Source organism: Streptomyces sp. CGMCC 4.7035 (assembly GCF_031583065.1).
Classification (GTDB): domain Bacteria; phylum Actinomycetota; class Actinomycetes; order Streptomycetales; family Streptomycetaceae; genus Streptomyces; species Streptomyces yaanensis.
In genome coordinates, this window is sequence record NZ_CP134053.1 from 4,395,373 (window position 1) to 4,421,623 (window position 26,251).

The following is a 26,251-nucleotide window of genomic DNA, read 5'->3' on the forward strand; positions in this document are numbered from 1 at the left end:
TTTTTTCAGGGGGGCGCACAGAAGCACAAAGAAGCATCGGACGAACCGCCACCGATTCCCACTGCACCGACTCGCGATTTGCTTCTGCCACTCAACCGTCGCCGCGTAGCCCCGGCCTGCCGATCAGAAGAGCGGGCGCTTGCGGACGCGGGACCGGTGCCGCAACGCCGAGCGCACGGACACCCGGCCGCGCCGCACCTCGGTCATCCGTGCGGTGAGCGTGGCCGGGTGCCCGTGATGGCGGCCAGGTACTGCGGTGGAGCTCCGGTTCAGACGCAGTGCGGTGGAGCTCCGGTTCAGATGTATTCCGCCGCCGCGTCCAGCAGCCAGTCCGTCAGGTAGCCGGCGAAGGACGAGCGGACCAGCACCCAGAAACCGGCCCTGGGCTGGTCGCGGGCGACCAGGACGACCTGGGTGCGGGCCAGGTTCGTCTGGGCGCAGCGGCCGGGGCCGAAGGCGCGCGGGTGCAGGTCCAGCGAGCAGCCGTGGGACAGCAGGTCGCGGGCGCGGGGTCCGGCGACGAGGACGGTGGTGCGCTGGGCGGAGACGTCGGTGACGGAGACCGGTTCGTCCCCGGCCGCCGAACGGATCCGCCTCTCCAGATCCCGCTGGGTGCCGGGCGGGCCCACCACGAGCCATTCGTCGGGACCGAGCCACAGCGCGGTCAACTCCCCGGCGCGTACGACGGTCTCGGGTTCCAGGGGCAGTGGGAGACCCAGGGCGAGTCCGACGGCGTCCGCTGCCGCTCCCTTGGCGTCGAGGCGGATGTTCACCTGGGCCAGGAAGGGGAGTTCGGCCAGCCGCACCACGCCCCCGGAGGAGCGTGTCGCGGCCGCCAGGCGGTCGGCGGCGTGCGCCAGCGGGCTGCGGGACTGTGCGGTCAAGGCGGTGTCAGCCATCGCGGCGAGCTCCCTCGGGGTCGTAGAGGACGGGGCTTGCGACGGTCACCGGGACCAGCCGGTCACCCACCGGTGCGTAGAGGCGTTCGCCGATGCGGTCCCGGCCACCCTTGATCAGGGCGAGCGCGAAGGTACGGCCGAGCGCCGCGCTGCGGTAGCTGGAGGTGACGTGGCCGAGCATCGGGACCGGCGGGGCCGGCAGCACGCTGTCGGCGACCAGGTGGGTGCCCTCGGGGAGGAAGGCGTCCGGGTCCTCGGGAAGCAGGCCGACAAGGTGCTTGCGGTCGGGGCGGACGGTGTCGGCGCGGGCGTAGGACCGCTTGCCGATGAAGTCCGGCTTCTTCTTCGACACCGCCCAGCTCATGCCGAGGTCCTGCGGGGTGACCGTGCCGTCGGTGTCCTGACCGATGATGGGGTAGCCCTTCTCGGCACGCAGGACGTGCATGGTCTCGGTGCCGTACGGGGTGATGCCGTACGGGGCGCCGGCCTCGTGCAGGGCCTCCCACAGGGCGGGCGCGTCCCACGGCGATACGTTGATCTCGTAGGCGAGTTCGCCGGAGAAGCTGATCCGGCACACGCGCGCGTCGATGCCGGCGACGGCCGTCTCCCGCCAGGCCATGAAGGGGAAGTCCTCATTGCTCACGGCCAGTTGGGGCGCGAGTGAGCCGAGGACCTCGCGGGAGCGGGGACCGACCAGGGCCACAGTCGCCCACTGCTCGGTGACCGAGGTGCAGTGGACGCGCAGTTCGGGCCACTCCGTCTGCAGCCACTCCTCCATCCAGTCCAGTACGGCGGCCGCGTTGCCCGTGGTGGTGGTGACCAGGAAGCGGTCCCTGTCGACGCGGATGACGGTGCCGTCGTCGAAGACCATGCCGTCCAGGCGGCACATCACGCCGTAGCGGATCATGCCGACCTTCAGGGTGCTCATCATGTTGGTGTAGAGCCGGTCCAGGAAGACGGCCGCGTCCGGGCCCTGCACGTCGATCTTGCCAAGGGTGGAGGCGTCCATGAAGGCCACGCTCTCGCGGGCGGCGCGGCACTCGCGCAGCACCGCGGCCTCCATGTCCTCCCCCTCCTGCGGGTAGTACCAGGGCCGCTTCCACTGGCCGACGTTCTCGAACAGGGCGCCGTGCGCGACATGCCATGCATGAAGGGCGGTCGTGCGGATCGGGTCGTGCAGCGCGCCGCGGTCGCGGCCGGCGAGCGTGGCGAAGGAGACTGGAGTGTACGGCGGACGGAACGTGGGCAGGCCGAGCGCCGAGATGTCCACACCGAGGAGTTCGGCGACAACGCCGCTGGCCAGGACGCCGCCCGTCCTGCCCTGGTCGTTGGCGGTGCCCGCCGTGGTGTAGCGCTTGGTGTGCTCCACCGAGCGCAGACCCGCCCCGGTCGCCCGCGACAGGTCGTCGACGGTGACGTCGCGCTGGAGGTCGACGAAGCGGGGGGCTGCGGCGGCGGTGGGGATGGTGAACACCTGCATGGGCGGGGTGTGCGGCCGGGCCGCGACGGCCGGGAGGGCGGGCGCCTCGGCGGTGCAACCCTCCGCCTCGACCGCGCGGGCGCCGGCCGCGGCGCCCTGCGCGAGGGTCGTGGCGAGGTCGAAGGCACCGTTCGCGCTGCCCGCGACCTCTACCGCCTGACGGCAGCTGTCGGGGACGAACGTACCGAGTACGTCGTCGTGACGGAGCTTGCCGCCCGCCTGACTGAACAGATGGGCGACCGGGTTCCAGCCGCCGGAGACGAGGAGCAGGTCGACGGCGAACTCCCGCGGTCCGGCGGTCGTACCGTACGGGGCGACCGTCACGCCGGTGAGGCGGGCGCCGCCCTCCGTACCGATGACCGCTTGTCCGGCGAGCACCTCGATCCCGGCGGACCGGGCACGCGCGGCCCACTCCCCCGGCTCCGGCCGGGTGTCGACGATCGCCGCGACGTCCATGCCCCCCGCGGCCAGGTCGAGTGCGGCGGCGTAGGCGCTGTCGTTGGTGGTGAACACGACCGCGTGCCGGCCGGGCAGCACGGCATACCGATGGAGGTACGTCCGGGCCGAGGCGGCCAGCATCACGCCGGGGCGGTCGTTGTCGCCGAACGCCAGCGATCGCTCGTGGGCGCCGGTCGCGAGGACCACACGCCGGGCGCGGATGCGCCACACGCGCTCGCGCGAGACCCGGTCCGGGGCCTGGGCGCCGAGGTGGTTGGTGCGGCGCTCGACCGCGAGGAGGTGGTTGTCGTCGTAGTGGCCGAAGACGGTGGTGCGGCTCAGGACGCGGACCTCGGGGGCGGCTTCGAGCTGTGCGCGAGTCGCCTCCACCCAGTCGAGGTGCTCGCCCGTGCCGAGCAGACTGCCGCCGACCTCCGGCTGGTCGTCGGCGAGGATGACGCGGGCACCGCTCTTCGCCGCCGCCGCTGCCGCCGCCAGGCCGGCCGGGCCGGCGCCGACGACGAGCAGGTCGCAGTGGGCGTGGACGGCGTCGTAGCGAGCGGGGTCCGGGGTGGTGGCGAGGCGGCCCTGGCCGGGGAGGCTGCTCGCGACCAGGCCGTCGTGGAGTTCGACGGTCGTGGCGGGGAGCATGGGCTCGGGGAAGGGGGCCTCGATCTGGACCACCGCGTTCGGTTCCTCGACGCCTGCGGAGAAGATGCCGCGGGGGCGGCCGAGTTTGATGCTGGTCGCTGCCGCGATGACGCCGTTGGCGAGGAGGGCGGAGGCGAGGGTGTCACCGCGGTAGCCCTGGTATTCGGTGCCGTCGAAGGTGAAGGTGAGGGGCTCGTCGCGGTGGATCCGGCCGCCGGTAGGGAGGCGGAACGGCTGGTTGTTCTCCCCCACCCCGCCCCTTCCCGTAACCAGGGGCTCCGCCCCCGGACCCCGCTGGGAGCTCTGCCCCCACACCCCCGTATCGGCCTGAACGGCCTCGTCCTCAAACGCCGGACGGGCTGGTTGTGCCAACCCCGGCTGCAAAGGCACCGGGTGCGGCTGAGAAGTGACCGGACGCGACGGTGCAGTAACCAGACGCGGCCCCGTCGTGGCCGGACGCGGCTCCCCCGCCCGGTACACCGCCAGGATCTCGTTCGTCGCCGTGTCCCGCACCGCGTTGAACCAACGGCGGCAGCCCGCCGCATGGCTCCACCGCTCGGCGAACGGACCCTTGGGGTTGTCGCGGAAGAACAGGTAGCGCGCCCAGTCCTCGTCGGAGAGGGCCGACGGGTCCTCGGGATACGGCACGTGCGCCTGGCCACCGTAGTGGAACTCGGCCTCGTCACGGGGCCCGCACCACGGGCAGGGGATGAGCAGCATGGGTTCGGCTCCCTAGTGGGCCACCGCGGCCGCGCCGTGCTCGTCGACGAGCGCGCCGGTGGTGAAACGGTCGAGCGAGAAGGGGGCGTTGAGGGGGTGGGGGGTGTCGTGGGCGATGGTGTGGGCGTAGACCCAGCCGACGCCCGGAGTGGCCTTGAAGCCGCCCGTTCCCCAGCCGCAGTTGAGGTAGAGGTTGTCGACCGGGGTGAGACCGACGATGGGCGAGGCGTCGGGGCTGACGTCCACGATGCCGCCCCAGGTGCGCAGCACATGGGCGCGGGCGAAGACCGGGAAGAGTTCCAGGGCGGCGGACATCTGCTCTTCGATGATGTGGAAGGCGCCGCGCTGGGTGTAGGAGTTGTACGCGTCGATGCCCGCGCCCATCACCAACTCGCCCTTGTGCGCCTGGCTGACGTAGACGTGGACGGCGTTGGACATGACCACCGTCGGGTGCACCGGCTCCAGGAGTTCGGAGACCAGAGCCTGCAACGGGTGGCTCTGCAGCGGGAGTTCGATGCCCGCCATCGCCGCCAGCACCGAGGTGTGGCCCGCCGAGCAGAGTGCCACCTTGCCCGCCGCGATGGGGCCGAGTGTCGTCCGCACGCCCACGACCCGGCCGCCGACCACGTCGAGGCCGGTGACCTCGCAGTTCTGGATGATGTCGATTCCGGCCGCATCGGCGGAGCGGGCGAAGCCCCAGGCCACGTAGTCGTGTTTGGCGATGCCCGCGCGTGGCTGGTAGGTGCCGCCCAGGACCGGGTAGCGCACGTCGGGTGAGATATTCACGATCGGGCAGACCTCTTCGACCTGCTCGGCGTCGAGCCATTCGGCGTCCACGCCGTTCAGGCGGTTCGCTTCTACGCGGCGCACACTGTCGCGTACGTCTTGCAGGCTGTGGGCGAGGTTCAGCACGCCCCGCTGGGAGAAGAGGATCGGGTAGTCGAGCTCCTCCTCCAGGTTCTCCCAGAGCCCCAGCGCGTGCTCGTAGATGCCGGCGCTCTCGTCCCACAGGTAGTTGGAGCGGATGATCGTGGTGTTGCGGGCCATGTTGCCGCCCGCGAGCCAGCCCTTCTCCAGTACGGCGACATTGGTGACGCCGTGGTTCTTGGCCAGGTAGTGGGCGGTGGCGAGGCCGTGTCCGCCACCGCCGACGATCACCACGTCGTACGACCGCTTCGGCTCGGGCGTGCGCCAGAGCCAGTCGGGGTGGTCGGGGAGGTCGGCGCCGGGGGTGCTGGGGCTCATCGGACGTCTCCGTCTTCCGAAAGGTGCGGGTAGAGCGGGTGCTTGGCCGCCAGCGCCTCTGTACGAGCACGTAGGGCCGGCACGTCGGGCTCGGGCTGGAGGGCCAGCGCGATCACGTCGGCCACCTCGGCGAAGTCCTCCTCGGTGAAGCCCCGCGTGGCCAGCGCCGGGGTGCCGATGCGCAGGCCCGAGGTGACCATGGGCGGGCGCGGGTCGAAGGGCACGGCGTTGCGGTTGACGGTGATGCCGATCTCGTGGAGCAGGTCTTCGGCCTGCCGGCCGTCGAGTGCGCAGGCGCGCAGGTCGACCAGGACCAGGTGGACGTCCGTGCCGCCGGTGAGGACCTTCACCCCGGCGGCGGCCGTGTCCGGGCGAGTGAGCCGCTCGGCGAGGATGCGGGCGCCGGCGAGTGTGCGGGCTTGGCGCTCGGCGAACTCCGGGGATGCCGCCACCTTGAAGGAGACCGCCTTCGCGGCGATCACGTGCTCCAGGGGGCCGCCCTGCATCCCGGGGAACACCGCCGAGTTGATCTTCTTGGCGAGGTCGGCGTCGTTGGTGAGGATGACTCCGCCGCGCGGACCGCCGAGCGTCTTGTGTGTTGTGGTCGTGACCACGTGCGCGTGTGGGACGGGGCTGGGGTGCAGTCCGGCGGCGACCAGGCCCGCGAAGTGCGCCATGTCGACCATGAGGTACGCGCCGACCTCGTCGGCGATGCTGCGGAAGGCGGCGAAGTCCAGCTGCCGGGGGTACGCCGACCAGCCCGTGATGATCATCTTGGGGCGGTGTTCCTTGGCGAGGCGTTCCACCTCGTCCATGTCCACGAGGTGGTCCGCCTCGGCCACGTGGTACGGCACGACGTTGAGCATCTTGCCGCTGTAGTTGATGCGCATGCCGTGGGTGAGGTGGCCGCCGTGCGCGAGGTCGAGGCCGAGGATGGTGTCCCCGGGCTGGAGGAGTGCGAAGAAGACGGCGGTGTTGGCCTGCGCGCCGGAGTGCGGCTGGACGTTGGCGAAGCCCGCGCCGAAGAGGGACTTGACGCGTTCGATGGCCAGGCGCTCGGTGACGTCGACGTGTTCGCAGCCGCCGTAGTAGCGGCGGCCGGGGTAGCCCTCGGCGTACTTGTTGGTGAGGACCGAGCCCTGCGCCTCCATGACGGCGGAGGGCGCGAAGTTCTCGGAGGCGATCATCTCGAGGGTGGACTGCTGGCGGTGCAGCTCGGCGCGGAGGGTGGCGTGGACCTCGGGGTCCAGCTCCGCCAGCGGGGTGTTCAGCGCGTTCATACGGTGTTCGCGTTCCTCTCGGCGGCCTCGACGACGTTGGCGAGCAGCATCGCTCGGGTCATGGGGCCCACACCCCCGGGCATTGGCGCGAGCCGGCCGGCGACCTGGGCGGCGTCCGGGTGCACATCGCCGGCCAGCCCTTGGTCGGTGCGGGTGATGCCGACGTCCAGGACCGCCGCGCCGGGGCGCAGCATGTCCTTGGTGATCAGTCCGGGCGAGCCGGCCGCCGCGATGACGATGTCCGCCTCGCGTACGTGCCAGGCCAGGCCCTTCGTACCGGTGTGGCAGAGGGTGACGGTGGCGTTCTCGGAGCGGCGGGTGAGGAGGAGTCCGAGGGGACGCCCCACCGTGATGCCCCTCCCGATCACGCACACCCGGGCCCCGGCGAGCGGCACGTCGTACCGGCGCAGGAGTTCCACGATGCCGCGCGGGGTGCAGGGCAGCGGGGCCTCGATACCCAGGGCGAGACGGCCGAGGTTCACGGGGTGCAGGCCGTCGGCGTCCTTGGCGGGGTCCATGCGTTCCAGGACGGCGTTCGCGTCCAGGTGGCGTGGCAGCGGGAGTTGGACGATGTAACCCGTGCAGACCGGGTCGGCGTTGAGTTCGTCGATGACGTCCTCGACCTGCCGCTGCGTGGCGTCCGCGGGCAGTTCGCGGCGGAGGGAGGCGATACCGACCTGCGCGCAGTCCCGATGCTTGCCGGCGACGTAGGCGTGGCTGCCGGGATCGTCGCCGACCAGGACGGTGCCGAGGCCCGGCGGCCGTTCGGTGGTGGCGGTCAGCTTGGCGACGCGTTCGGCGAGTTCACGGCGGATCTCGGCGGCGGTGGCCTTGCCGTCGAGCGTCTGTGCGGTCACCGGCTGTGCTCCTTCCCTCGAAGCCCACTGCGGGTGTCAGCCACGGAGGCGGGACATGGTCGGGTCGAACAGAGGTTCCTCGGCGACGACGGCCTCGATGCGCTGGTCGAAGTAGCCGATGTGCACGGTGGTGCCTGGGGTTGCGAGTTCGGCCGGGAGCCATGCGTAGGCGATGCCCTTGCCGATGGTGTAGCCATAGGCGGCGCTGGTGACGTAGCCGACGGCCCGGTCGCCGTCGTAGACCGGTTCCTTGCCCATGACCACGGCCCGCGGGTCGTCGATGGTGAGGCAGGTCAGCTTGCGCCGTACGTCGGCCTTGCGGCGCTCCAGTGCCGCCTTGCCGATGAAGTCGTCCTTGTCGAGCTTGACGGCGAAGCCGAGGCCGGCCTCGTAGGGGTCGTGCTCGTAGGTCATGTCGGTGCCGAAGGAGCGGTAACCCTTCTCCAGGCGCAGGCTGTTGAAGGCACCGCGGCCCGCGATGACGCCGCCCAGCGGCCGGGCCGCCTGCCACAGTGTGTCCCACAGCTTCTGGCCGAGGTCGGCGGTGGTGTACAGCTCCCAGCCGAGTTCACCGACGTACGACAGCCGCATCGCGGTGACGGGGACGGAGCCGATGTGGGCGCGCTTGGCGCGGAAGTACTTCAGGCCGTCGCCTGAGAAGTCCGAGTCGGTGAGGGGCTGGAGCACCTTGCGGGCGAGCGGGCCCCACAGGCCGATGCAGCAGGTGCCGGGCGTGATGTCGCGTACGGCGACCGATCCGTCCTGCGGAAGATGGCGGGTGAACCAGTCGAGGTCCACATTGCCGTTGGCGCCGACCTGGAAGAGGTCGCGGGCCAGCCGGGCGACGGTGATGTCGCTGCGGATGCCGCCGTCGTGGTCCAGGAGCAGGGTGTACGTCACCGAGCCGACCGACTTGTCGACCTTGCTGGTGGACAGCCGCTCCAGGAAGGCGGCGGCACCGGGACCGCTCACTTCCAGGCGCTTGAGGGCCGTCATGTCGTACAGGGCCACCGTCTCGCGGGTGGCCTGGGCCTCGGCGCCGACGATGGGCGACCAGTACCGCGCGGCCCAGTCGTTGGGGGTCGGGATGGAGCGGCCCTCGACGAGGGAGGCGTTGGCCTCGTACCACTGCGGGCGCTCCCAGCCGTTGGCCTCCAGGAAGAAGGCGCCGTGTTCCTGCTGGCGGGCGTAGAAGGGGCTGGTGCGGATGGGGCGGGGCTTCCCGGACGGCTGGAGGGGGTGGAGGATGTCGTAGACCTCGACGAAGTTCTGGCAGTCGCGGGCCAGGACGTACTCCGGGGAGAGCTGGTGCGGCTCGAAGCGGTTGACGTCGCACTCGTGCAGGTCGAAGGAGGAGCAGTAGCCGTCGACCAGCCATTCGGCGACGGCCCTGCCCACGCCGGCGGAGTGGGTTACCCAGACTGCCTCGGCGACCCAGAAGCCCTTGACGTCCGGTGACTCACCGAGGAGCGGGTAGCCGTCGGGGGTGAAGGAGAACAGGCCGTTGATGCCCTCCTCGACCTTGGCCTCCTTCGTCGCGGGCAGCAGGGACTGGGTCTCGGTCCAGGCGTCCTCGAAGTCCTCCTCGGTGAACTTCAGCACCGACGGCATCTGGTCGGCCTCGTCCACGGCGAGGATGTCGTCGGCGGAGATCGGCATCGGGCGGTGGCCGTAGTAGCCGATGCCGAGGCCGTCGAAGCGGTCGCGGTAGTAGAGGTCGGCGTCCTGGTGGCGCAGGATCGGGCGCACCGCCTCCTCGGTCTGCCCCGCCAGGGCCGGGATCGGGCCGGTCCAGGCGAGTTGGTGGGCGAGGGGGGTGAGCGGGAGGTTCATCCCGACCATGCGGGCGACCTTCGGGCCCCAGATGCCGGCGCAGCACACCACGATGTCGGCCGGGAGCTCGCCCTGGTCGGTGAGGACGCCGGTGACCCGGCCCTCGCTCTGCCGCACGTCGAGGACTTCGTGGCGGGCGAGGAAGCGTACGCCGCGCTCGGTGGCCCGTCGGATCTGCGCCTCGACGGCGAGGACGGCCTTGGCGAGACCGTCGGTGGGTACGAGGAGGCCGCCGAGGATCTTGTCGCGGTTGACGAGCGGGTGCTGCGCGACGCATTCCTCGGGGCTCAGGAGGCGCGCCTCGATGCCCCAGGCGGTGATCCAGCCGTGGCGGCGGTGGAGTTCGGTGAGGCGCTCGGGGGTGGTGGCCACTTCGAGGCCGCCGACCTGTAGGAAGCAGGGCTTGCCGTCGACGTCGAGGGAGCAGAACTTCTCGACGGTGTAACGGGCCAGCTCCGTCATGGTCTTGGAGGGGTTCGTCTGGAAGACCAGGCCCGGGGCGTGCGAGCTGGAGCCCCCGGTGGCGGGGAGCGGGCCCTGGTCGACCACGGTCACTTCGGTCCAGCCTCGCGCGGAGATCTCGTCCGCGAGCGCCGCTCCCACGACGCCCGCTCCGATGATGACCACTCGGGGTCCCGCCATCGCCGCACCTCCGAATTGAAGACCGGGTCCAGCCGGTCCAGTTGCTGTCTGCGCAACATGATTCAGGTTGCGCAACTCAATGTGCCTGTCGTGGAGGTGGGTGTCAAGAGGTCCGTGACGTCGGTGAACAGCCGGGACGAGACGCCGGCGCGGCGTGGGAGCGGCGTCGGACGCGATGAGGCCCGGCAGGCTGCGGTGGCAGCCTGCCGGGCCTCGAAGGGGCGTTCAGGGTCGCGGCCCGAGCGGGTTTCGCCCCCGCCGCCCCTACCCTCCCCCAAGCTCTCGGCTTCGCTCGAGCAGGGGGGACCCCCATCGTCCCTGGGGGCTGGCCCCCGAAAAGGGGCGGAGCCCCCGGCGGGGTCGAAGGGGCGGAGCCCCTGGAAGACGGGACGGGTAGGGGCGGCGGGGGCGAAGGAACCCGTCCTGCCCCACCCACCGGCACTACTTGATCCAGGCGTCCACCTTCTCCCGGTTCGCCTCGACCCACTTCTTCGCCGCCGCGTCGTCCGACATCTTGTCCACCGCGATGTACTTGGCCACGGTGTTCTGGTCGTCGTTCGTCCAGTTGAAGTTCTTCACGAGGTTGTAGGCGGGGCTGCCGGACTCGGCGAACTTCGCGCTGACGATCTTGTCCAGGTTGTACACCGGATAGTCGCAGGCGATCTTCGCGGCGACTGCGTCACACCCCGTCGTGTACTTCGGCAGGGACACCTTCACCAGCGGCACCTCGGACAGGAACCACTGCGGCTCGTAGAAGTAGCCGATCACCCACTGCTTCTTCTTCTCGGCGTTCCGGAAGGCCTGGATGAGCGCGGTCTCGCTGCCCGCGTACACCACCTTGTAGTCCAGCTTCAGGTTCTTCACCAGCGCCGCGTCGTTGGTGACGTACGACGGGTCGCCGTCGAGCAGCTGACCCTTGCCGCCCGACTCGGAGGTCTTGAAGTTGGACGCGTACTTGTTGAGGTTGTTCCAGTCGGTGATGTCCGGGTGCGCCTTGGCCAGCCACGGCGGCACGTACCAGCCGATGATGCCCTTGTTGCCGGTCTGCCCCGCCTCGACGGCGGTCTTCTGCGTCGTGATGTACTTCTTCTTCAGATCGTCGTGGCCCCAGTTCTCCAGGACGGCGTCGACCTCACCGGTGCCGAACCCCTGCCAGGCGATCTCCTCCTTCAGGTCCTTCTTGTTGACCGTACAGCCGAGGTCGTGCTGTGCGACGTAGGCGACGACCGCCGCGTCCGCCTCATAGCCCACCCACGGGTTGACGGCCAGGTTGAACGTGCCGCACTTGCCGCCCGAGCTCTTCGAGCCGCCGCCCGCGGACGAGGTGTCACCGACCTTCGCCCCTCCGCAGGCCGTGAGGGTGAGGCCGAGGACCGCCAGGCCGGCCGCGCCGGCTCGCCAGTGTCTTGCCATGGTGTCCTGCTCCTTATGCGCCGGTGCGTCGCGCCGCAGCCTGAGTGATCCGGTCGAACATGACTCCGAGCAGTACGATGGCGAGTCCCGCCGCCAGCCCCTTGCCGTACAGCTCTCCCTGCGAGAATCCGGCCACTACGTCGTAGCCGAGGGCGCCGGCACCTACCAGGCCGCCGACGACAACCATCGACAGCACATAGATCAGGCCCTGGTTGGTCGCGAGAGTCAGGGCGCTGCGTGCCATCGGCAGTTGGACCTTGGTGATGATCTGCCAGGTGTTGCACCCGGCCGAGGTGGCCGCCTCGACGGTGGTCTCCGGGACCTTCCGCACTCCGTCCGCGATGATCTTGATCGAGACGGGCGCGGCGTAGACGACGGCCGCGACGATCGCGGTGAAGCGCGTGGCGCCGAAGAGCGCGAGGAACGGCACGAGATAGACGAACGGCGGCATGACCTGTGCCGCGTCCAGAGTGGGGCGCACGATCCGGTCCACCAGTGTGTTGCGTCCCATCCACACGCCGAAGGTGACGCCGAGCAGCATCACCAGCACCGTCGCCACGACGGTCGAGGCCAGCGTCGTCATGCTGTCCGACCACACTCCCGTGCCGACCAGCAGACCCACGCACACGGCCGCCGTCACCCCGGTACGCCAGCCGCCGAGCACCACGCCGAGCCCGACCAGGGCCACACCGACCAGCCACCACGGGGAGTCGGTGAGCACCGTCTGGAACGGGTTGAGCAGACCGTTGGTGATGGCGTCCCGGAAGGCGTTGGTCAGGCCCGACAGATGGTCCTGCATCCAGGTCGTAGCGGTGTCCGCGGCGCTCGCGATGTGGCTGCCGGTACTGCCTTCGCCGGGGAACTCGGCCGCCCAGACGTAGGTGTGCGAGAGGTAGACCAGGACGGCGGCCACGACTCCGCCCGCCGCCAGCAGCGGCCTGCGCCACCTGAGGAAGCGGTCGCCGGAGCGCCGGGCCGCCTCGTCACGTCCGGCCGCCGCCGTGGTGACCCGGTCCAGCACGATGGCCATGACGACGATGGCGAGGCCCGCGTTGAAGGACGTGCCGACGTCGAGCGACTGCAGGGCCTGGACGACGGTCTTGCCGAGGCCGGGCGCGTCGATCAGGGCGGCGATGGTCACCATGGCGAGGGCGGCCATGATGGTCTGGTTGATGCCCATGACCACGGTGCGCTTGGACATCGGCAGCAGCACCTTCAGCAGTTGTTGCGGCCGGGTCGAGCCCAGTGAGTCCGCCGCCTCGACGGTGGTCTGCGGGACGGAGCGGATGGCGTGCGCGGTGATGCGGATCGCGGGCGGTGCCGCGTAGATCACTGTGGTGATCACCGCGGAGGACCCTCCGATGAGGAAGATCAGGGTCAGCGGGGCGAGGTAGACCAAGGTCGGCATCGTCTGCATGAAGTCCAGGAAGGGCGTCATGATCCGGTTGAACCGGTCGGAAAGGCCGGCCCACACGCCGAGCGGGATGCCGATGAGCAGCGCCACGAAGACCGCCGACAGGGTCAGCGCCAGCGTGTCCATGCTCTCCTGCCACAGGCCCTGGAGCCCGAAGAAGGTGAAGCCGGCCACGGCCAGCAGGGCGACCCGCCAGTTGCCCACGGCCCATGAGACGTATCCGGTGAGGCCGACGACGCCGAGCCAGCCGATCTGCGGGACCGGACGGCCGCCTGTGGGCTGGGAGATCAGGGACTGGATGAAGGTCACCAGGTTGTCGATGACCAGGCGGATCTCGTTGAAGAAGTAGAGGAAGAGCGGGTTGGAGTTGCGGTTGGCGCCGATCGTGTCGTTGACGTCGTTCAGCCAGCGGTGCAGGCCGGTGAGGTCGGCCGCCGCGAGGGCCAGCGTCTGCCGGCCGCGCAGCACGGCGAAGAGCACCAGCCAGACGACCAGGATCGCCGCCACCAGCATGGGGCGGCTGACCTTACGCGCACCGGCCGCGGGCGCCGTCGGTGCCGCCGTCTCCGTCTTCTCGGGTTTCTCCACGGCGATGGTCATCACGCCCCGCCTTCCTGCCCCGCCACCACCGAGAGGATCTCCTCGTCACCGACGATGCCGAGCAGCTTGCCGTTCTCGACGACCTTCACCGGCTTCTCGGCGGCCAGTACCGCCCGGGTGGCCTCGCGCACGACGACGTCCGGGCCGAGTTCGGGGCCGTCGAGGGCGTCGCCGTCGGCCGGCGGGCGCATGATCCAGCGCAGGGTCAGCACATCGCCACGCGGCACGTCCCTGACGAAGTCCCGTACGTAGTCGTCGGCGGGGGCTCCGACGAGTTCGTCGCCGGTGCCGCACTGGACCATCTTGCCGTCACGCATGATGAGGATGCGGTCGCCCAGCTTGAGCGCCTCGGAGAGGTCGTGGGTGATGAACACCATGGTCTTGCCGACCTCGTGGTGCAGCCGGATGACCTCGTTCTGCATGTCGCGGCGGATCAGTGGGTCGAGCGCGGAGAACGGCTCGTCGAAGAAGAGGACGTCCGGGTCGCCGGCAAGGGCACGGGCGAGGCCGACGCGCTGCTGCATACCGCCGGAGAGCTGGTCGGGGTAGGACTTCTCGTATCCGGCGAGGCCCACCAGTTCGACGACCTCCATCGCCCGCTTGGTGCGCTCGGCCTTGCTCATACCGCGGATCTCCAGGCCGAACGCCACGTTGTCGACGACCCTGCGGTGGGGCAGCAGCCCGAAGTGCTGGAAGACCATGGAGAACTTCTTGCGCCGCAGGTCGCGCAGCCGCTTGGCGTCGGCGCAGCGGATGTCCTCGCCCTCGAAGACGAGCTCACCGGCGGTGGGTTCGATCAGCCGGGTGAGACATCGCACCAGGGTGGACTTGCCGGAGCCGGACAGGCCCATGACGACGAAGACCTCGCCGGGCGACACCTCGAAGTTCACGTCGCGTACGGCGGCGGTGCATCCGGTGCGGTCCATGAGCTCGCGGCGGGTCAGCCCGCACAGCTCTTCGGAGTCCGGCACCTGGTCGGCCTTCGGCCCGAACACCTTCCACAGCCGGCGCACGGAGATGACCGGGGTCCGGTCCGAAACCTGGGACGTGCCGCGCCGCTGCGACACCTCGGTCTGTGTGGGGGTCACGATCGACCTCTTTTCGGCGTTCAGCCGCGGAACCAGCGCTGCGGCCGGGGTTGGATGTTCTGCCAGACGTGCTTGGGCTCTCGGTATTCGTCGAGACCGGTCGGTCCCAGCTCCCGGCCCACGCCCGAGTGCCCGAAGCCACCCCATTCCGCTTGCGGCACATAGGGGTGGTAGTCGTTGATCCACACCGTGCCGTGGCGCAGCCGCCGGGCGACCCTTTGGGCCTTGCCCGCGTCCTGCGTCCAGACGGCGCCGGCGAGTCCGTACTCCGTGTCGTTGGCGATACGGACGGCGTCGTCCTCGTCGTGGAAGCGCTCGACGGTGAGCACCGGGCCGAAGGACTCCTCGTGCACCACGCGCATGTCCTGCCGACACTCGTCGAGGACGGTGGGCGGGTAGTAGAAGCCGTTCGCCAGTGCGGAGTCGTCGGGGCGTTCACCACCGCAGCGCAGTACGGCACCCTCGGCGAGACCGGCGGCGACGTAGGCCTCGACCTTCTCCCGGTGCTGTGCGGAGATCAGGGCCCCGGTCTCGGCCTCGGGGTCGAAGGGTCCGCCGAGGCGGATGAGCCGGGCACGGCGTACGAGTTCGTCGACGAAGGCGTCGTGGAGCGAGTCCTCGACGATCAGCCGGGCGCCGGCCGAGCAGACCTGCCCGGAGTGCAGGAAGACGGCGGTCAGCGCGAAGTCGACGGCGGTCTCGAAGTCGGCGTCGGCGAAGACGACGTTCGGGTTCTTGCCGCCGAGTTCCAGGGCGACCTTCTTCACCGTCGTCGCGGCGGTCGCCATGATGCGCCGACCGGTGTGGAGGCCTCCGGTGAACGACACCATGTCGACTGCCGGGTCCTCGGACAGCGGCGCGCCCACTTCGGGTCCGGTGCCCAGGACGAGATTGGCGGCTCCGGCCGGGAGTCCCGCCTCGTCCAGGGCCCGCATCAGCAGGATCGAGGTGGAGGGCGTGAGCTCGCTGGGCTTGAGCACGACGGTGTTGCCCGCGAGGAGGGCCGGGGCGACCTTCCAGGAGGCCTGGAGCAGCGGATAGTTCCAGGGGGTGATCAGTCCGCAGACGCCGACGGGCTCGTAGGTGACCCGGCTGAGGGCGTCGTCGCGGCCGGTGTCGACCACCCGGCCGGCGCTGGTGCCGGCGATGCCGCCGTAGTAGCGCAAGCAGGAGACGACGTCGGCGATGTCATACTCGCTCTCGACCAGCCGCTTGCCGGTGTCCAGCGACTCGGCGCGCGCGAACTCCTTGGCGTCGCGTTCGATGATGTCCGCCGTGCGCAGCAGCAGTGCGCCGCGCTCGCGCTCGGGGGTACGGGGCCAGGGGCCCTCGTCGAAGGCGCGGCGGGCCGCGGAGATCGCCGCCTCGGTGTCGGGGCGCGTGCCCTCGGACACCGTCGCCACGAGGGTGCCGTCCGCCGGACAGCGGATCTCCCGGTGGCCGCCGGCCACCGGCTCGCGCCATTGTCCGTCCACATACAGATCTGCCACGCGCCGAGCCCTTCGACCGGGAATGCGTTGCGCATCGTGCATTGAATTGCTGGTGGTGGAACACCCTGGCCGAATGAGCTGACATACGTCAAGGGGTTGGCGGATCCCGATTCAGCTACGCGGGCAGATCTGCTGCCGCTCTTGACCGCGGGGCGCGAAGGGTCCAACCATGTTGCGTATCGCTCACCATGTTGTGCAATACGCACCAAGGGAGGCCTTGTATGTCCCCTAGACCGCATCCCGGCCGTGAGTACGTCCTCACCCTCTCCTGTCCGGACACGGCCGGACTGGTTCATGCCGTGAGCGGCTTTCTCGTCAGAAACTCCGGCAACATCCTCGAAAGCCAGCAGTTCGACGATCGACTTCAGGGCCGCTTCTTCATGAGGGTCCACTTCGACGTTTCCGATCCAAACGTCGATCTGGAAAATCTGCGTTACCGGTTCGGTCCCGTCGCCGAGGCCTACGGAATCTCCTGGACCCTGCGGGACGCCTCGACGCCGACCCGGACGCTCATCATGGTGTCCAAGTTCGGCCACTGCCTGAACGACCTGCTCTTCCGTTGCCGCACCGGCGCCCTCAACATCGAGATCCCGGCCATCGTCTCCAACCACCGGGACTTCGAGGAACTGGCGGAGACCTACGGCATCCCCTTCCACCACATCCCGGTGACCAGGGAGACCAAGTCCGAGGCGGAGGCGCGCCTGCTGGGGCTGGTACAGGAGCTGAACATCGACTTGATCGTCCTGGCCCGCTACATGCAGATCCTCTCCGACGACCTGTGCAAGGAGCTGGAGGGCCGCGCCATCAACATCCACCACTCCTTCCTGCCCAGCTTCAAGGGCGCGCGCCCCTACCAGCAGGCGTACGAGCGCGGGGTGAAGCTGGTCGGCGCGACGGCGCACTACGTGACGTCGGACCTGGACGAGGGCCAGATCATCGAGCAGGACGTGGTCCGGGTGGACCACTCCCTCGACCCCGACGACCTCGTCACGGTCGGCCGCGACGTGGAGGCGCAGGTGCTGGCCCACGCGGTCAAGTGGCACACCGAGAGCCGCGTCATGGTGGACGGCAACCGTACGGTGGTCTTCCGCTGAGGGACACGCGAGTGTCGGGCGGGGCTGGATTCCAGCCCCGCCCGACGTTCGTATACGGCGTTCAACCGAGCCGGTCCAGCAGCGTGCGGCGCCACCTCTCCGTCTCCGCGATCTGATTGAAGGTGAAGAGGTGGAGGCCCGCCACGCCCGCCGACGGCGCGGTGAGCGCCTCCGCGCCGCGGGTGAGCAGCCTCTCGGGTGCGTACCCCCCGGGTGTCGCGAACCGCAGGAACCAGGAGGCGTGCTTGGTCAGGAAGCGCGTGGACTCCCCCACCCCGATCTTCGTCGCCATGGACAGCAGCTTCGCCCGTTGCACGGGCCCCGCCACGCCCACGTACACGGGCAGGGTGACATCGCGGCGACGTATCCGGGTGATCCAGCCGCCGAGCACGCGCGGATCGAAGCAGAGGTTGCTGACGATGTACGTGGCGTGCGTCCGCTTGTCCCACATGGCCTGGATGGTGATGTCGTCGTCGATGAGCGGATGGCTCTCCGGATAGCCGGTGATCCCCATGCGGGTGAAGGGCCTGCCCAGCTCGCTCAGTCTGCGCAGCACCGGCAGCGCCCCGTCGTACGGCCCGGCCGGCGGATCGGCGTCGCCCGCCGGGACGAAGACGTCGTCGACGCCCGCCGCACGCAGCCGGTCGACGACGTCCTTCAGGTGCGCGTCGTCCCGCAGCAGCCGTGCGGGCACATGCGGGACGACGCGACAGCCGTGCGCGGCGAGCCGCTCGGTGAGGCCGAGCGTCGGCTCCAGGCCCTTGACCGGCGACGCCGTGACCGTGACCACGACGTCGCGCGGGACATGGGCGAGGACCTTGTCCTCGGTCGACTTCGCCGGCAGCACCTCGTAGCGGACGCGGCCGAGCAGCGCCCGCAGGGCCTCGGCGCCCAAGGCAGGCCTACCCGACCTGCTTCTGGGCGTCGCGGTGGCGGTAGTAAGCGGCCTTGGAGGGAGCCAGCGGCTCCTTGCCGAGGATCAGGTCCGCCGCCTTCTCCGCGATCATCATCACCGGTGCGTAGATGTTGCCGTTGGTGACGTACGGCATCACCGAGGCGTCGACCACACGCAGCCCTTCGAGCCCGTGCACCTTCATGCTCTTCGGGTCGACGACGGACATGTCGTCGGTGCCCATCTTGCAGGTGCACGAGGGGTGCAGGGCCGTTTCGCCCTCCTTGGCGACCCAGGCGAGGATCTCCTCGTCGGTCTCGACGGAGGGTCCGGGCGAGATCTCGCCGTCGTTGTACGGGGCGAGCGCCGGCTGCTCGAGGATCTGGCGGGCCACCCGGATCGCCTCCACCCACTCCCGGCGGTCCTGCTCGGTGGAGAGGTAGTTGAAGCGTAGCGCCGGGTGCTCCCGAGGGTCCTTGCTCTTGATCTTCACGGAGCCGATGGCGTCGGAGTACATGGGCCCCACGTGCACCTGGTACCCGTGGCCGCCGGCCGGCGAGGAGCCGTCGTAGCGGACCGCGACCGGCAGGAAGTGGAACATCAGGTTCGGGTAGTCCACGTCCTCGTTGCTGCGGGCGAAGCCGCCGGCCTCGAAGTGGTTGGTGGCCGCCGGACCCTTTCTGAACAGCCACTGGAGCCCGATGAAGGGGGCGCGCCACTTCGCCATGTACGGCTGCATGGAGACCGGTTGCCTACAGGCGTACTGGACGTAGACCTCCAGGTGGTCCTGCATGTTCTCGCCGACGCCCGGCAGGTCGTGGACGACGTCGATACCGAGGGCGGACAGTTCGGCGGCGTTGCCGACGCCGGAGAGCTGGAGCAGCTGCGGGGAGTTGACGGCGCCGCCGCACAGGATGACCTCGCGGGCCCTGACCTGCTGCGGAGTGCCGCGTCCGAGCTGGTACTCGACGCCGACGGCGCGCTCGCCCTCGAAGAGGACCCGGTTGACGAAGGCCCGGGTCTTGATGGTGAGGTTGGGCCGCTTCCTGACGGGCTTGAGGTACGCCTTGGAGGCCGAAAGACGACGTCCGCGATGGACATTTCGGTCGAACTTCGCAAAGCCTTCCTGTCGATAGCCGTTGACGTCGTCCGTGGGTGCGTAGCCCGCCTCCTCGGTGGCCTTGAGGAAGGCGTCGAAGAGAGGGTTGGTGGCGGGGCCCCGCTCCAGGACGAGCGGGCCGTCGTGGCCGCGGAACTCGTCGTCGGGGTCGGCCGCGAGACAGTTCTCCATCCGCCGGAAGTACGGCAGGCAGTGCGCGTAGTCCCAGGTCTCCATCCCGGGGTCGGCGGCCCAGCGTTCGTAGTCCATGGGGTTGCCGCGCTGGAAGATCATGCCGTTGATGCTGCTGGAGCCGCCCAGTACCTTGCCGCGGGCGTGGTAGATGCGCCGACCGCCCATGTGGGGCTCGGGCTCGGACTCGTACTTCCAGTCGTAGAAGCGGCTGCCGATCGGGTAGGTCAACGCCGCGGGCATGTGGATGAAGACGTCCCACGGGTAGTCGGACCTGCCCGCCTCCAGCACCAGCACCCGGTTACCGGGATCGGCCGAGAGCCGGTTCGCAAGGGCGCTGCCGGCTGATCCACCGCCGACGATGACGAAGTCGTACTGCAAGGGAGCCATGGTGCCTCGTCTCGCTCGCGCTGTCGATACGCGAGGCATGCTAGTACGGGTATCGCTATACGCACTAGGTTGCGTTGCACGCAACTTGCAAGCTCTCGGTTTCCTCCGCGTTACTTGCGTCGGCGTTGTTTACTGCGCGTATAGTTTCGCTATGAGCAACTACAGTCCGGATACCGAAACGAACGGCCCGCAGGCCGGCGGCGTGCAGTCCGTCGACCGGGCCATCAGCGTCCTGGAGATCCTGGCCCAGCGCGGCGAGGCGGGCGTCAGCGAAGTCGCCGCCGAGATCGATGTTCACAAGTCCACCGCGTTCCGTCTGCTCGGCGCCCTGGAGGCGCGCGGTCTGGTGGAGCAGTCGGGCGAGCGCGGCAAGTACCGGCTCGGCTTCGGCATCGTACGCCTCGCGGGCGCGGTCACGGGACGAATCGACATCACCCAGCAGGGCCGTCCGGTCTGCGAGCGTCTGGCCGAGGAGATCGGCGAGACCGTCAACATCGCCGTGATGCAGGAGCACTATGCGATCAACCTCTACCAGGTGCGCGGTCCTGGTGCCGTCACCGCGCACAACTGGGTCGGCCAGCTGACCCCCTTGCACGCCACCTCCAGCGGCAAGATCCTGCTGGCCCACCTGCCCGCCAAGGAGCGCGCCGCGCTGCTCACGGAGGCCGGCCTGAAGAAGCTGACCCCCCACACGCTGACCTCGAAGGCGAGGCTCGAGAAGAACCTCGCCGACGCCCGGGAGCGGGGCTACGCCTGGACGCTGGAGGAGCTGGAGATCGGGCTGCACGCCATGGCGGCACCGGTCCGCGACCGGGACGGCGTGGTCATCGCGGCGATCAGCGCCTCCGGTCCCTCGTACCGGTTCACCGAGGAGCGCATGCACGAGCTCGCTCCGGTGCTGCTCAAGGGCGCGGAGGAGATCAGCCACCGGATGGGCTACCTGGGCTGAGCAGCCCGTACGTATGCACGGGCGCGCGCCGGGCCCAGGGGCGCCGGAGCGCAGGGGTGCGCCCGCGCGGCCGCACGGCGGCGAGCGCGGGCCCCGGGTGCATGCCCCCGCACTACGGCTGCCGGGTGCCGAGCCGCTCGTGCACCCATTCGTGGAAGGCGCCGATGTGGTGTTCGCTGGGCACCAGCACACCGCCCTTGGCGTACAGCCGGGAGCTCATTCCGGGCTGGGTGCGCTCGCAGGCGTCGAAGTCCTGGCGGTTGACCCGGTCGAAGAGCTCCACGGAACGGCTGACGTCCTTGCCGCTCTCCACCACGCCGGGCAGGTAGAGCCAGTCGCACTCGACGACCGTGCGGTCGACGGCCACCGGGTACATACGGTGGAAGATCACATGGTCGGGCACGAGGTTGATGAAGACCTGCGGCTTGATGGTGATCGCGTAGTAGCGGCGGTCCTGCTCCTCGGACACCCCCGGGATACGGTCCAGGCCCTCGGAGCCGTCGACGGTGAAGCCCTGGATCTCCTCACCGAACTCGGCGCCGTGGCCCACGTAGTACTGCGCGGCGTATCCGTCCGCGAACTCCGGGAGCACCTCGGTGAGTTCGGGGTGGATCGTGGCGCAGTGGTAGCACTCCATGAAGTTCTCGACGATGAGCTTCCAGTTCGCCTTGACGTCGTAGACGATCCGCTTGCCCACCGAGAGGTTATCGACGTCGTAGTGCTCGATCGACTCCACGTCGCCGAGGCGTTCGACGACCGCGCCCATCACGTCCTCCTCGAAGGAGGGCGGGTTCTCCGCGAGGCACACCCAGACATAGCCGAGCCATTCGCGGACGGCCACGCTCACCAGGCCGTACTCGGTGCGGCCGACGTCGGGCATCTTGGTGAGGTTGGGTGCCGCGACGAGCTTGCCGTTGAGGTCGTAGGTCCAGGCGTGGTACGGGCACTGGAAGGCGCGCTTGACCTCACCGGTCTCCTCGGTGCAGAGCTTTGCTCCGCGATGCCGGCAGACGTTGAAGTAGGCGCGTATGGAGTTGTCCCGGGCACGGGTCACGAGGATGCTCTCGCGCCCCACGTCGACGGTGCGGAAGGCGCCCGGCTTCGGCAGGTCGGACGCGCGCGCGACGCAGAACCACATCGTCTCGAAGATGCGCTCCTGTTCCTGGGCGAAGATGCCGGGGTCCGTGTAGGAGGAGCCGGGGAGGGTGGCGATCAGGCTGTCCGGCAGGCTTGTCGAGGTCACAGTGCACTCCTCGGGAAACGTCGTGGAAGGGTCGGTCACGCGCCGGGAAGAGCGACTTCGTACGGCGTTGTGCAGAAAGCAACGCTGCGTGTCATGTGCAACGCAGCATGGGTTGCCGCATCGGTGGTGTCAAGACGCGGCGGCGGTGAGCTGCTTGCGCCAGCGGGTGAACAGCCGCGGCTGGTTCATCCCGAGCACGGCGACCGGCCGATCGGCACGGCGGTAGACGGCCAGGAAACTGCGGTCGTCGGTGGCGCCCTCCTCGACCGTCACACTGTCGGCACCGGCGGCGTGCCCGACGAACTGGATCTTCACGCCGTACTGGTCGGACCAGAAGTACGGCGGCCGGGGCACGCCCGGTTCCGTCGCCCCCCACGACAGCAGCGTGGCCACGGCGGCGTCGGGCCGCTCCATCGCACCGGTCCAGTGCTCGACACGGCGGTGCGTTCCGCCTTGCGGGTCGTACCAGTTGGCGCAGTCGCCGACGGCGACCACACCGGCCAGGCTGGTGCGACCGTCGGCTCCGCACTTCACGCCGTTGTCGAGCGTGACGCCGGATCCCTCCAGCCACTCGACACACGGGCGCGCTCCCACGCCGACGAGGACGGTGTCGGCGGGAATGCTGCGGCCGTCCGCCAGCAGTACGGCGTCGACGCGTCGCTCGCCGCTCAGCCCCTTGACCCCGACACCGCACAGCAGTCGTACACCGTGGTCGGCGTGGAGGGCGGAGACGACGGCGCCCATGGTCTCGCCGAGCGGTCCGGCCAGCGGCGTCGGCGCCGCCTCGATGACCGTCACGTCCAGTCCGAGTGCGTACGCCGTGGAGGCCACCTCGGCGCCGATGAATCCACCGCCGATCACCACCAGCCTTCCGCCCAGGGCCAGTTCGTCCCGCAGGGCGCGGGCGTCGTCCAGGGTGCGCAGCACGTGAACTCCGGCGAGACCTTCGCTGCCGGGCAGCGTGCGCGCGCCCGCGCCGGTCGCGATGACCACGCCGTCGGCGCGTATCTCCCGGCCGTCGGCGAGCCGGATCGCGCGTTCGGTGCGGTCGAGCCCGGTGGCCCGGCTGCCGAACAGCCACTCCGCCTGGAGGTCCTCGTCGTCCCTCTCCAGTGCCAGATCCGCTTCGCCGATGGCACCGGCCAGGAACTCCTTGGACAGCGGCGGCCTGTCGTACGGGCGGTGGGGCTCGTCGCCGATGACGACCAGCCGACCGTCGTACCCCCGCTTCCGCAGCGAGCGCGCTGCCGACAGTCCGGCCAGCGAGGCGCCCACCACGGCCACGGTCCTCACGCGGGGCCCCCGGCCAGTCGGGACGTGACACAGGGCGGCAGGTTGGGAGCCTCCGTCGACACCCGCACGTAGATCATGCCGTCCTCGACGACGACCTCGTGGGTGCGGACCGGGAGCTTGGCCGGCGGGGTGTCGACGGCTCCGGTCCTCAGGTCGAACTTGGAGGCGTGCAGCGGGCATTCCACCTCGCAGCCCTCCAGCCAGCCGTCGGCGAGCGAGGCGTCCTGGTGGGTGCAGGTGTCGTCGATGGCGAAGAGCTCGCCGTCATCGGTGTGGAACACCGAGACCGGCGGGTCGATGTCGAGCCGGTGGGCCTCGCCTCGCGGCAGATCCGCGAGACGGCACGCGGGAATCATCATGACACCTCGGTGCGTATAGCGAAACGGATTGCGATTAGCGCAACGCCAGTCTGCGGGCCGCCCTGAACCGTTGTCAAGGCGTCCAAAGGCCGGGTTGAGCGGGTTCCGACGGGCACTTTTCGCGCACCGCGAAGCCCCCGAACAGCGAACATGAGCTGGCGGAACAGCGCCCTCGGGCAGGGGAACGGGCCATGGCGACGCGCGAGCGCGAGCGGCCCCGGCGCAGCGGGCAGCGGGGCAGAAGGAAGAAGGCCGCGCAGGGCCGCCCGGTCCGGAAGGCACCGGGGAACGTCCTGCGGGCCTGTCACCCGCGGGGGCAGCGCGTCCTCACCCCGGCGGCGTCGGACACCGCGGCCGGGGCGAGGCCGCCGCGAAGCGGTCAGAAGCCGCGGGCGACCCACTCCTGGAGGTGGGGTGCCTCGGCTCCGATGGTCGTGGTCTCCCCGTGGCCGGTGTGCACGACGGTGTCGTCCGGCAGCGTGAGAAGGCGTTCCCGGATCGAGTCGATGATCGTGGGGAAGTGGCTGTACGACCTTCCCGTCGCCCCCGGCCCGCCGGCGAAGAGCGTGTCGCCACTGAAGAGCGCGGCGAGGTCCGGCGCGTACAGACAGACGGCTCCGGGGGCGTGCCCGGGGGTGTGCAGCACGGTCAGCCGCGTGCCCGCGACCGTGACGCTCTGCCCTTCGGTCAGCTCGCCGTCGGGCGCCCGGTCGGGGTGGGTCTGCTTCCACAGCGGCAGATCGTCGGCGTGCAGCAGGATCGGGGCGCCGGTGCGGGCGGCGAGATCGGGTGCGGCGTCGATGTGGTCGTTGTGGGCGTGGGTGCACACGATCGCGCGCAGGGTGCGTCCGGCGAGGGCCCGGGCGATGGCATCGGCGTCATGGGCGGCGTCGATGACGACCGCCTCGTCGTCGTCGCCCACGATCCACACGTTGTTCTCGACGTCCCAGGTTCCGCCGTCCAGCGAGAACGTGCCCGAGGTGACGAGGCGTTCGATGCGGACCCCGGCCATCAGAAGACCACCACCGAGCGCAGGACGTCACCGTGGTGCATGCGCTCGAAGGCCTTCTCGACCTCGTCCAGGGCGATGGTCTCGGTGACGAAGGCGTCCAGGTCCAGGCGGCCCTGCAGATAGAGGTCGATGAGCATGGGGAAGTCGCGGGAGGGCAGGCAGTCGCCGTACCAGGACGACTTCAGCGATCCGCCCCGGCCGAAGACGTCCAGCAGGGGCAGTTCCAGCTTCATCTCCGGGGTGGGTACGCCGACCAGCACGACCGTCCCGGCCAGATCGCGGGCATAGAAGGCCTGCCGGTACGTCTCCGGACGGCCCACCGCCTCGATGACGACATCGGCGCCGAATCCGGCGGTCAGCTCCCGGACCGCCTCGACCGCGTCGGTGTCCTTGGAGTTGACCGTGTGGGTCGCGCCCAGCTTCTTCGCGGTGGCCAGCTTCCGGTCGTCGATGTCCACCGCGATGATCTTCGCCGCACCCGCCAGTTTCGATCCGACGATCGCCGCGTCACCCACACCGCCGCAGCCGATGACCGCCACGCTGTCACCGCGTCCGACGTTGCCGGTGTTGATCGCCGCGCCGATGCCCGCCATCACCCCGCACCCCAGCAGTCCGGCGGCCGCCGCCGACGCGGCCCGGTCCACCTTGGTGCACTGCCCGGCCGCCACCAGCGTCTTCTCGGCGAAGGCGCCGATACCGAGGGCCGGTGACAGCTCCGTGCCGTCGGTCAGGGTCATCTTCTGCTTCGCGTTGTGCGTGTTGAAGCAGTACCACGGACGGCCGCGCAGACAGGCCCGGCACTGACCGCACACAGCGCGCCAGTTCAGGATCACGAAGTCACCGGGCGCCACGTCCGTGACGCCCTCGCCCACCGACTCGACCACGCCCGCCGCCTCGTGCCCCAGCAGGAAGGGGAAGTCGTCGCTGATGCCGCCCTCACGGTAGTGCAGATCGGTGTGGCAGACGCCGCAGGCCTCGATCCTGACCAGCGCCTCGCCCGGACCGGGGTCGGGCACGAGGATCATTTCCAGGCTGACGGGGGCACCCTTGCCCCGCGCGACGACAGCACGGACCTGGTGAGTCATGGCCACTCCTCGGCGGTTGGAGACCGGAGTCCGGATGTTGCTCATTGCGGCACACATCTCATGTGTCGCAACACAGCATCGTGGAGCGCCGAGCAGCGGTCAAGGCACCGTTCGCCCCGTTCGACCGCGGCCATGTGACGGCGCGGTCATGGCAGCGCCGTCACACACCGGACTGGCCAGGATTCGGCTGCCGGCGACGGAGATCGGGAGACACATGACGCGAGTGGCAGCACGGGGCGGCGGATCTTCTCGGGGAAGTCGGCGGCCATCGCCGGGAACAGGCCGTGCTCCTCCACCTGGGTGTGCGGGCCCAGCACGGCGGCGATCTCCCGGGCCGGCTCCGCCATGTACGCGATCTTTCCGTCACGGTGGGCGCCGCGCACCTGACCGATGAGATTCACCACCGCCTCGTGCTCCATGGTCAGCTGGTCGATGGACTCCAGCGCCTGGCAGCCGCAGTACTCACACATCGCGCGGTTCCCTCCCTTTCCTGATCAGTGCGCCTGTACTGCGGCCCCTCGTCAGCCGGCCGGCCCGGCGTCCCCGGTTTTCGGCCGAGTCAGCCCCGGCAGCGGTCCGCCGGGGCTGCTTGT

The 26,251-nt window shown here is 69.9% G+C and carries 20 protein-coding genes; 2 read left to right on the forward strand and 18 right to left on the reverse strand.

Annotated features, from left to right (window positions below):
* Positions 1 to 296: 296 nt before the first annotated feature.
* The 10 genes from Q2K21_RS18880 to Q2K21_RS18925 form a co-directional block, all read right to left on the reverse strand.
* Positions 297 to 899 carry a sarcosine oxidase subunit gamma gene (locus tag Q2K21_RS18880; RefSeq protein ID WP_310772416.1) on the reverse strand — a complete coding sequence of 201 codons (603 nt, stop codon included), beginning with the start codon at positions 897 to 899 and terminating at the stop codon, positions 297 to 299.
* Entirely contained in the window at positions 892 to 4,188 is a 3,297-nt protein-coding gene (locus Q2K21_RS18885) for a sarcosine oxidase subunit alpha family protein (RefSeq protein ID WP_310772418.1), read from the reverse strand. Before Q2K21_RS18885 ends, Q2K21_RS18880 begins: the two co-directional genes overlap by 8 nt.
* 12 nt (positions 4,189 to 4,200) lie before the next feature.
* Positions 4,201 to 5,433 carry a sarcosine oxidase subunit beta family protein gene (locus Q2K21_RS18890; protein ID WP_310772420.1) on the reverse strand — a complete coding sequence of 411 codons (1,233 nt, stop codon included), beginning with the start codon at positions 5,431 to 5,433 and terminating at the stop codon, positions 4,201 to 4,203.
* Positions 5,430 to 6,713: a serine hydroxymethyltransferase gene (glyA, locus tag Q2K21_RS18895; RefSeq protein ID WP_310772422.1), complete on the reverse strand. Its 1,284-nt coding sequence runs from the start codon at positions 6,711 to 6,713 to the stop codon at positions 5,430 to 5,432. Before glyA ends, Q2K21_RS18890 begins: the two co-directional genes overlap by 4 nt.
* Positions 6,710 to 7,570 carry a bifunctional methylenetetrahydrofolate dehydrogenase/methenyltetrahydrofolate cyclohydrolase gene (locus Q2K21_RS18900; RefSeq protein WP_310772424.1) on the reverse strand — a complete coding sequence of 287 codons (861 nt, stop codon included), beginning with the start codon at positions 7,568 to 7,570 and terminating at the stop codon, positions 6,710 to 6,712. The genes glyA and Q2K21_RS18900 overlap by 4 nt, the downstream gene beginning before the upstream one ends.
* A gap of 36 nt (positions 7,571 to 7,606) precedes the next feature.
* Entirely contained in the window at positions 7,607 to 10,045 is a 2,439-nt protein-coding gene (locus Q2K21_RS18905; protein WP_310772426.1) for a GcvT family protein, read from the reverse strand.
* Positions 10,046 to 10,486: 441 nt separating this feature from the next.
* Complete coding sequence (locus Q2K21_RS18910) at positions 10,487 to 11,458, reverse strand: ABC transporter substrate-binding protein (RefSeq protein ID WP_310772428.1); 972 nt, start codon at positions 11,456 to 11,458, stop codon at positions 10,487 to 10,489.
* A 13-nt stretch (positions 11,459 to 11,471) separates the two neighbouring features.
* Positions 11,472 to 13,472, reverse strand: a complete 2,001-nt coding sequence (locus tag Q2K21_RS18915; protein ID WP_310781086.1) for an ABC transporter permease — start codon at positions 13,470 to 13,472, stop codon at positions 11,472 to 11,474.
* Positions 13,472 to 14,560: a quaternary amine ABC transporter ATP-binding protein gene (locus Q2K21_RS18920; protein ID WP_310772430.1), complete on the reverse strand. Its 1,089-nt coding sequence runs from the start codon at positions 14,558 to 14,560 to the stop codon at positions 13,472 to 13,474. The genes Q2K21_RS18915 and Q2K21_RS18920 overlap by 1 nt, the downstream gene beginning before the upstream one ends.
* Before the next feature lie 20 nt (positions 14,561 to 14,580).
* A complete protein-coding gene (locus tag Q2K21_RS18925) occupies positions 14,581 to 16,050 on the reverse strand; it encodes an aldehyde dehydrogenase family protein (protein WP_310772432.1) in 1,470 nt (489 codons plus the stop codon).
* A gap of 221 nt (positions 16,051 to 16,271) precedes the next feature.
* Here Q2K21_RS18925 and purU point away from each other — a divergent pair, with 221 nt between their 5' ends.
* A complete protein-coding gene (purU, locus tag Q2K21_RS18930; RefSeq protein ID WP_310772434.1) occupies positions 16,272 to 17,144 on the forward strand; it encodes a formyltetrahydrofolate deformylase in 873 nt (290 codons plus the stop codon).
* 61 nt (positions 17,145 to 17,205) lie between these two features.
* On the opposite strand, the gene Q2K21_RS18935 is transcribed toward purU, so the two are convergent.
* Entirely contained in the window at positions 17,206 to 18,039 is an 834-nt protein-coding gene (locus Q2K21_RS18935) for a methylenetetrahydrofolate reductase (protein ID WP_310772436.1), read from the reverse strand.
* A gap of 7 nt (positions 18,040 to 18,046) precedes the next feature.
* Complete coding sequence (betA, locus tag Q2K21_RS18940) at positions 18,047 to 19,717, reverse strand: choline dehydrogenase (protein WP_310772438.1); 1,671 nt, start codon at positions 19,715 to 19,717, stop codon at positions 18,047 to 18,049.
* Positions 19,718 to 19,868: 151 nt separating this feature from the next.
* Here betA and Q2K21_RS18945 point away from each other — a divergent pair, with 151 nt between their 5' ends.
* Positions 19,869 to 20,666, forward strand: coding sequence for an IclR family transcriptional regulator (locus Q2K21_RS18945; protein WP_310772440.1), 798 nt, complete (start codon positions 19,869 to 19,871; stop codon positions 20,664 to 20,666).
* A gap of 112 nt (positions 20,667 to 20,778) precedes the next feature.
* On the opposite strand, the gene Q2K21_RS18950 is transcribed toward Q2K21_RS18945, so the two are convergent.
* The 6 genes from Q2K21_RS18950 to Q2K21_RS18975 form a co-directional block, all read right to left on the reverse strand.
* The gene (locus Q2K21_RS18950) at positions 20,779 to 21,909 is read right to left on the reverse strand and encodes an aromatic ring-hydroxylating oxygenase subunit alpha (RefSeq protein WP_310772442.1); all 1,131 of its coding nucleotides are present in this window, start codon (positions 21,907 to 21,909) and stop codon (positions 20,779 to 20,781) included.
* Positions 21,910 to 22,038: 129 nt separating this feature from the next.
* Complete coding sequence (locus Q2K21_RS18955) at positions 22,039 to 23,202, reverse strand: NAD(P)/FAD-dependent oxidoreductase (RefSeq protein WP_310772444.1); 1,164 nt, start codon at positions 23,200 to 23,202, stop codon at positions 22,039 to 22,041.
* Entirely contained in the window at positions 23,199 to 23,561 is a 363-nt protein-coding gene (locus Q2K21_RS18960; protein ID WP_310772446.1) for a bifunctional 3-phenylpropionate/cinnamic acid dioxygenase ferredoxin subunit, read from the reverse strand. Before Q2K21_RS18960 ends, Q2K21_RS18955 begins: the two co-directional genes overlap by 4 nt.
* Before the next feature lie 379 nt (positions 23,562 to 23,940).
* Positions 23,941 to 24,573, reverse strand: coding sequence for an MBL fold metallo-hydrolase (locus Q2K21_RS18965; protein ID WP_310772448.1), 633 nt, complete (start codon positions 24,571 to 24,573; stop codon positions 23,941 to 23,943).
* Entirely contained in the window at positions 24,573 to 25,658 is a 1,086-nt protein-coding gene (locus Q2K21_RS18970; RefSeq protein WP_310772450.1) for an S-(hydroxymethyl)mycothiol dehydrogenase, read from the reverse strand. The genes Q2K21_RS18965 and Q2K21_RS18970 overlap by 1 nt, the downstream gene beginning before the upstream one ends.
* 146 nt (positions 25,659 to 25,804) lie before the next feature.
* Entirely contained in the window at positions 25,805 to 26,128 is a 324-nt protein-coding gene (locus Q2K21_RS18975) for a hemerythrin domain-containing protein (protein ID WP_310772452.1), read from the reverse strand.
* Positions 26,129 to 26,251: the final 123 nt, after the last annotated feature.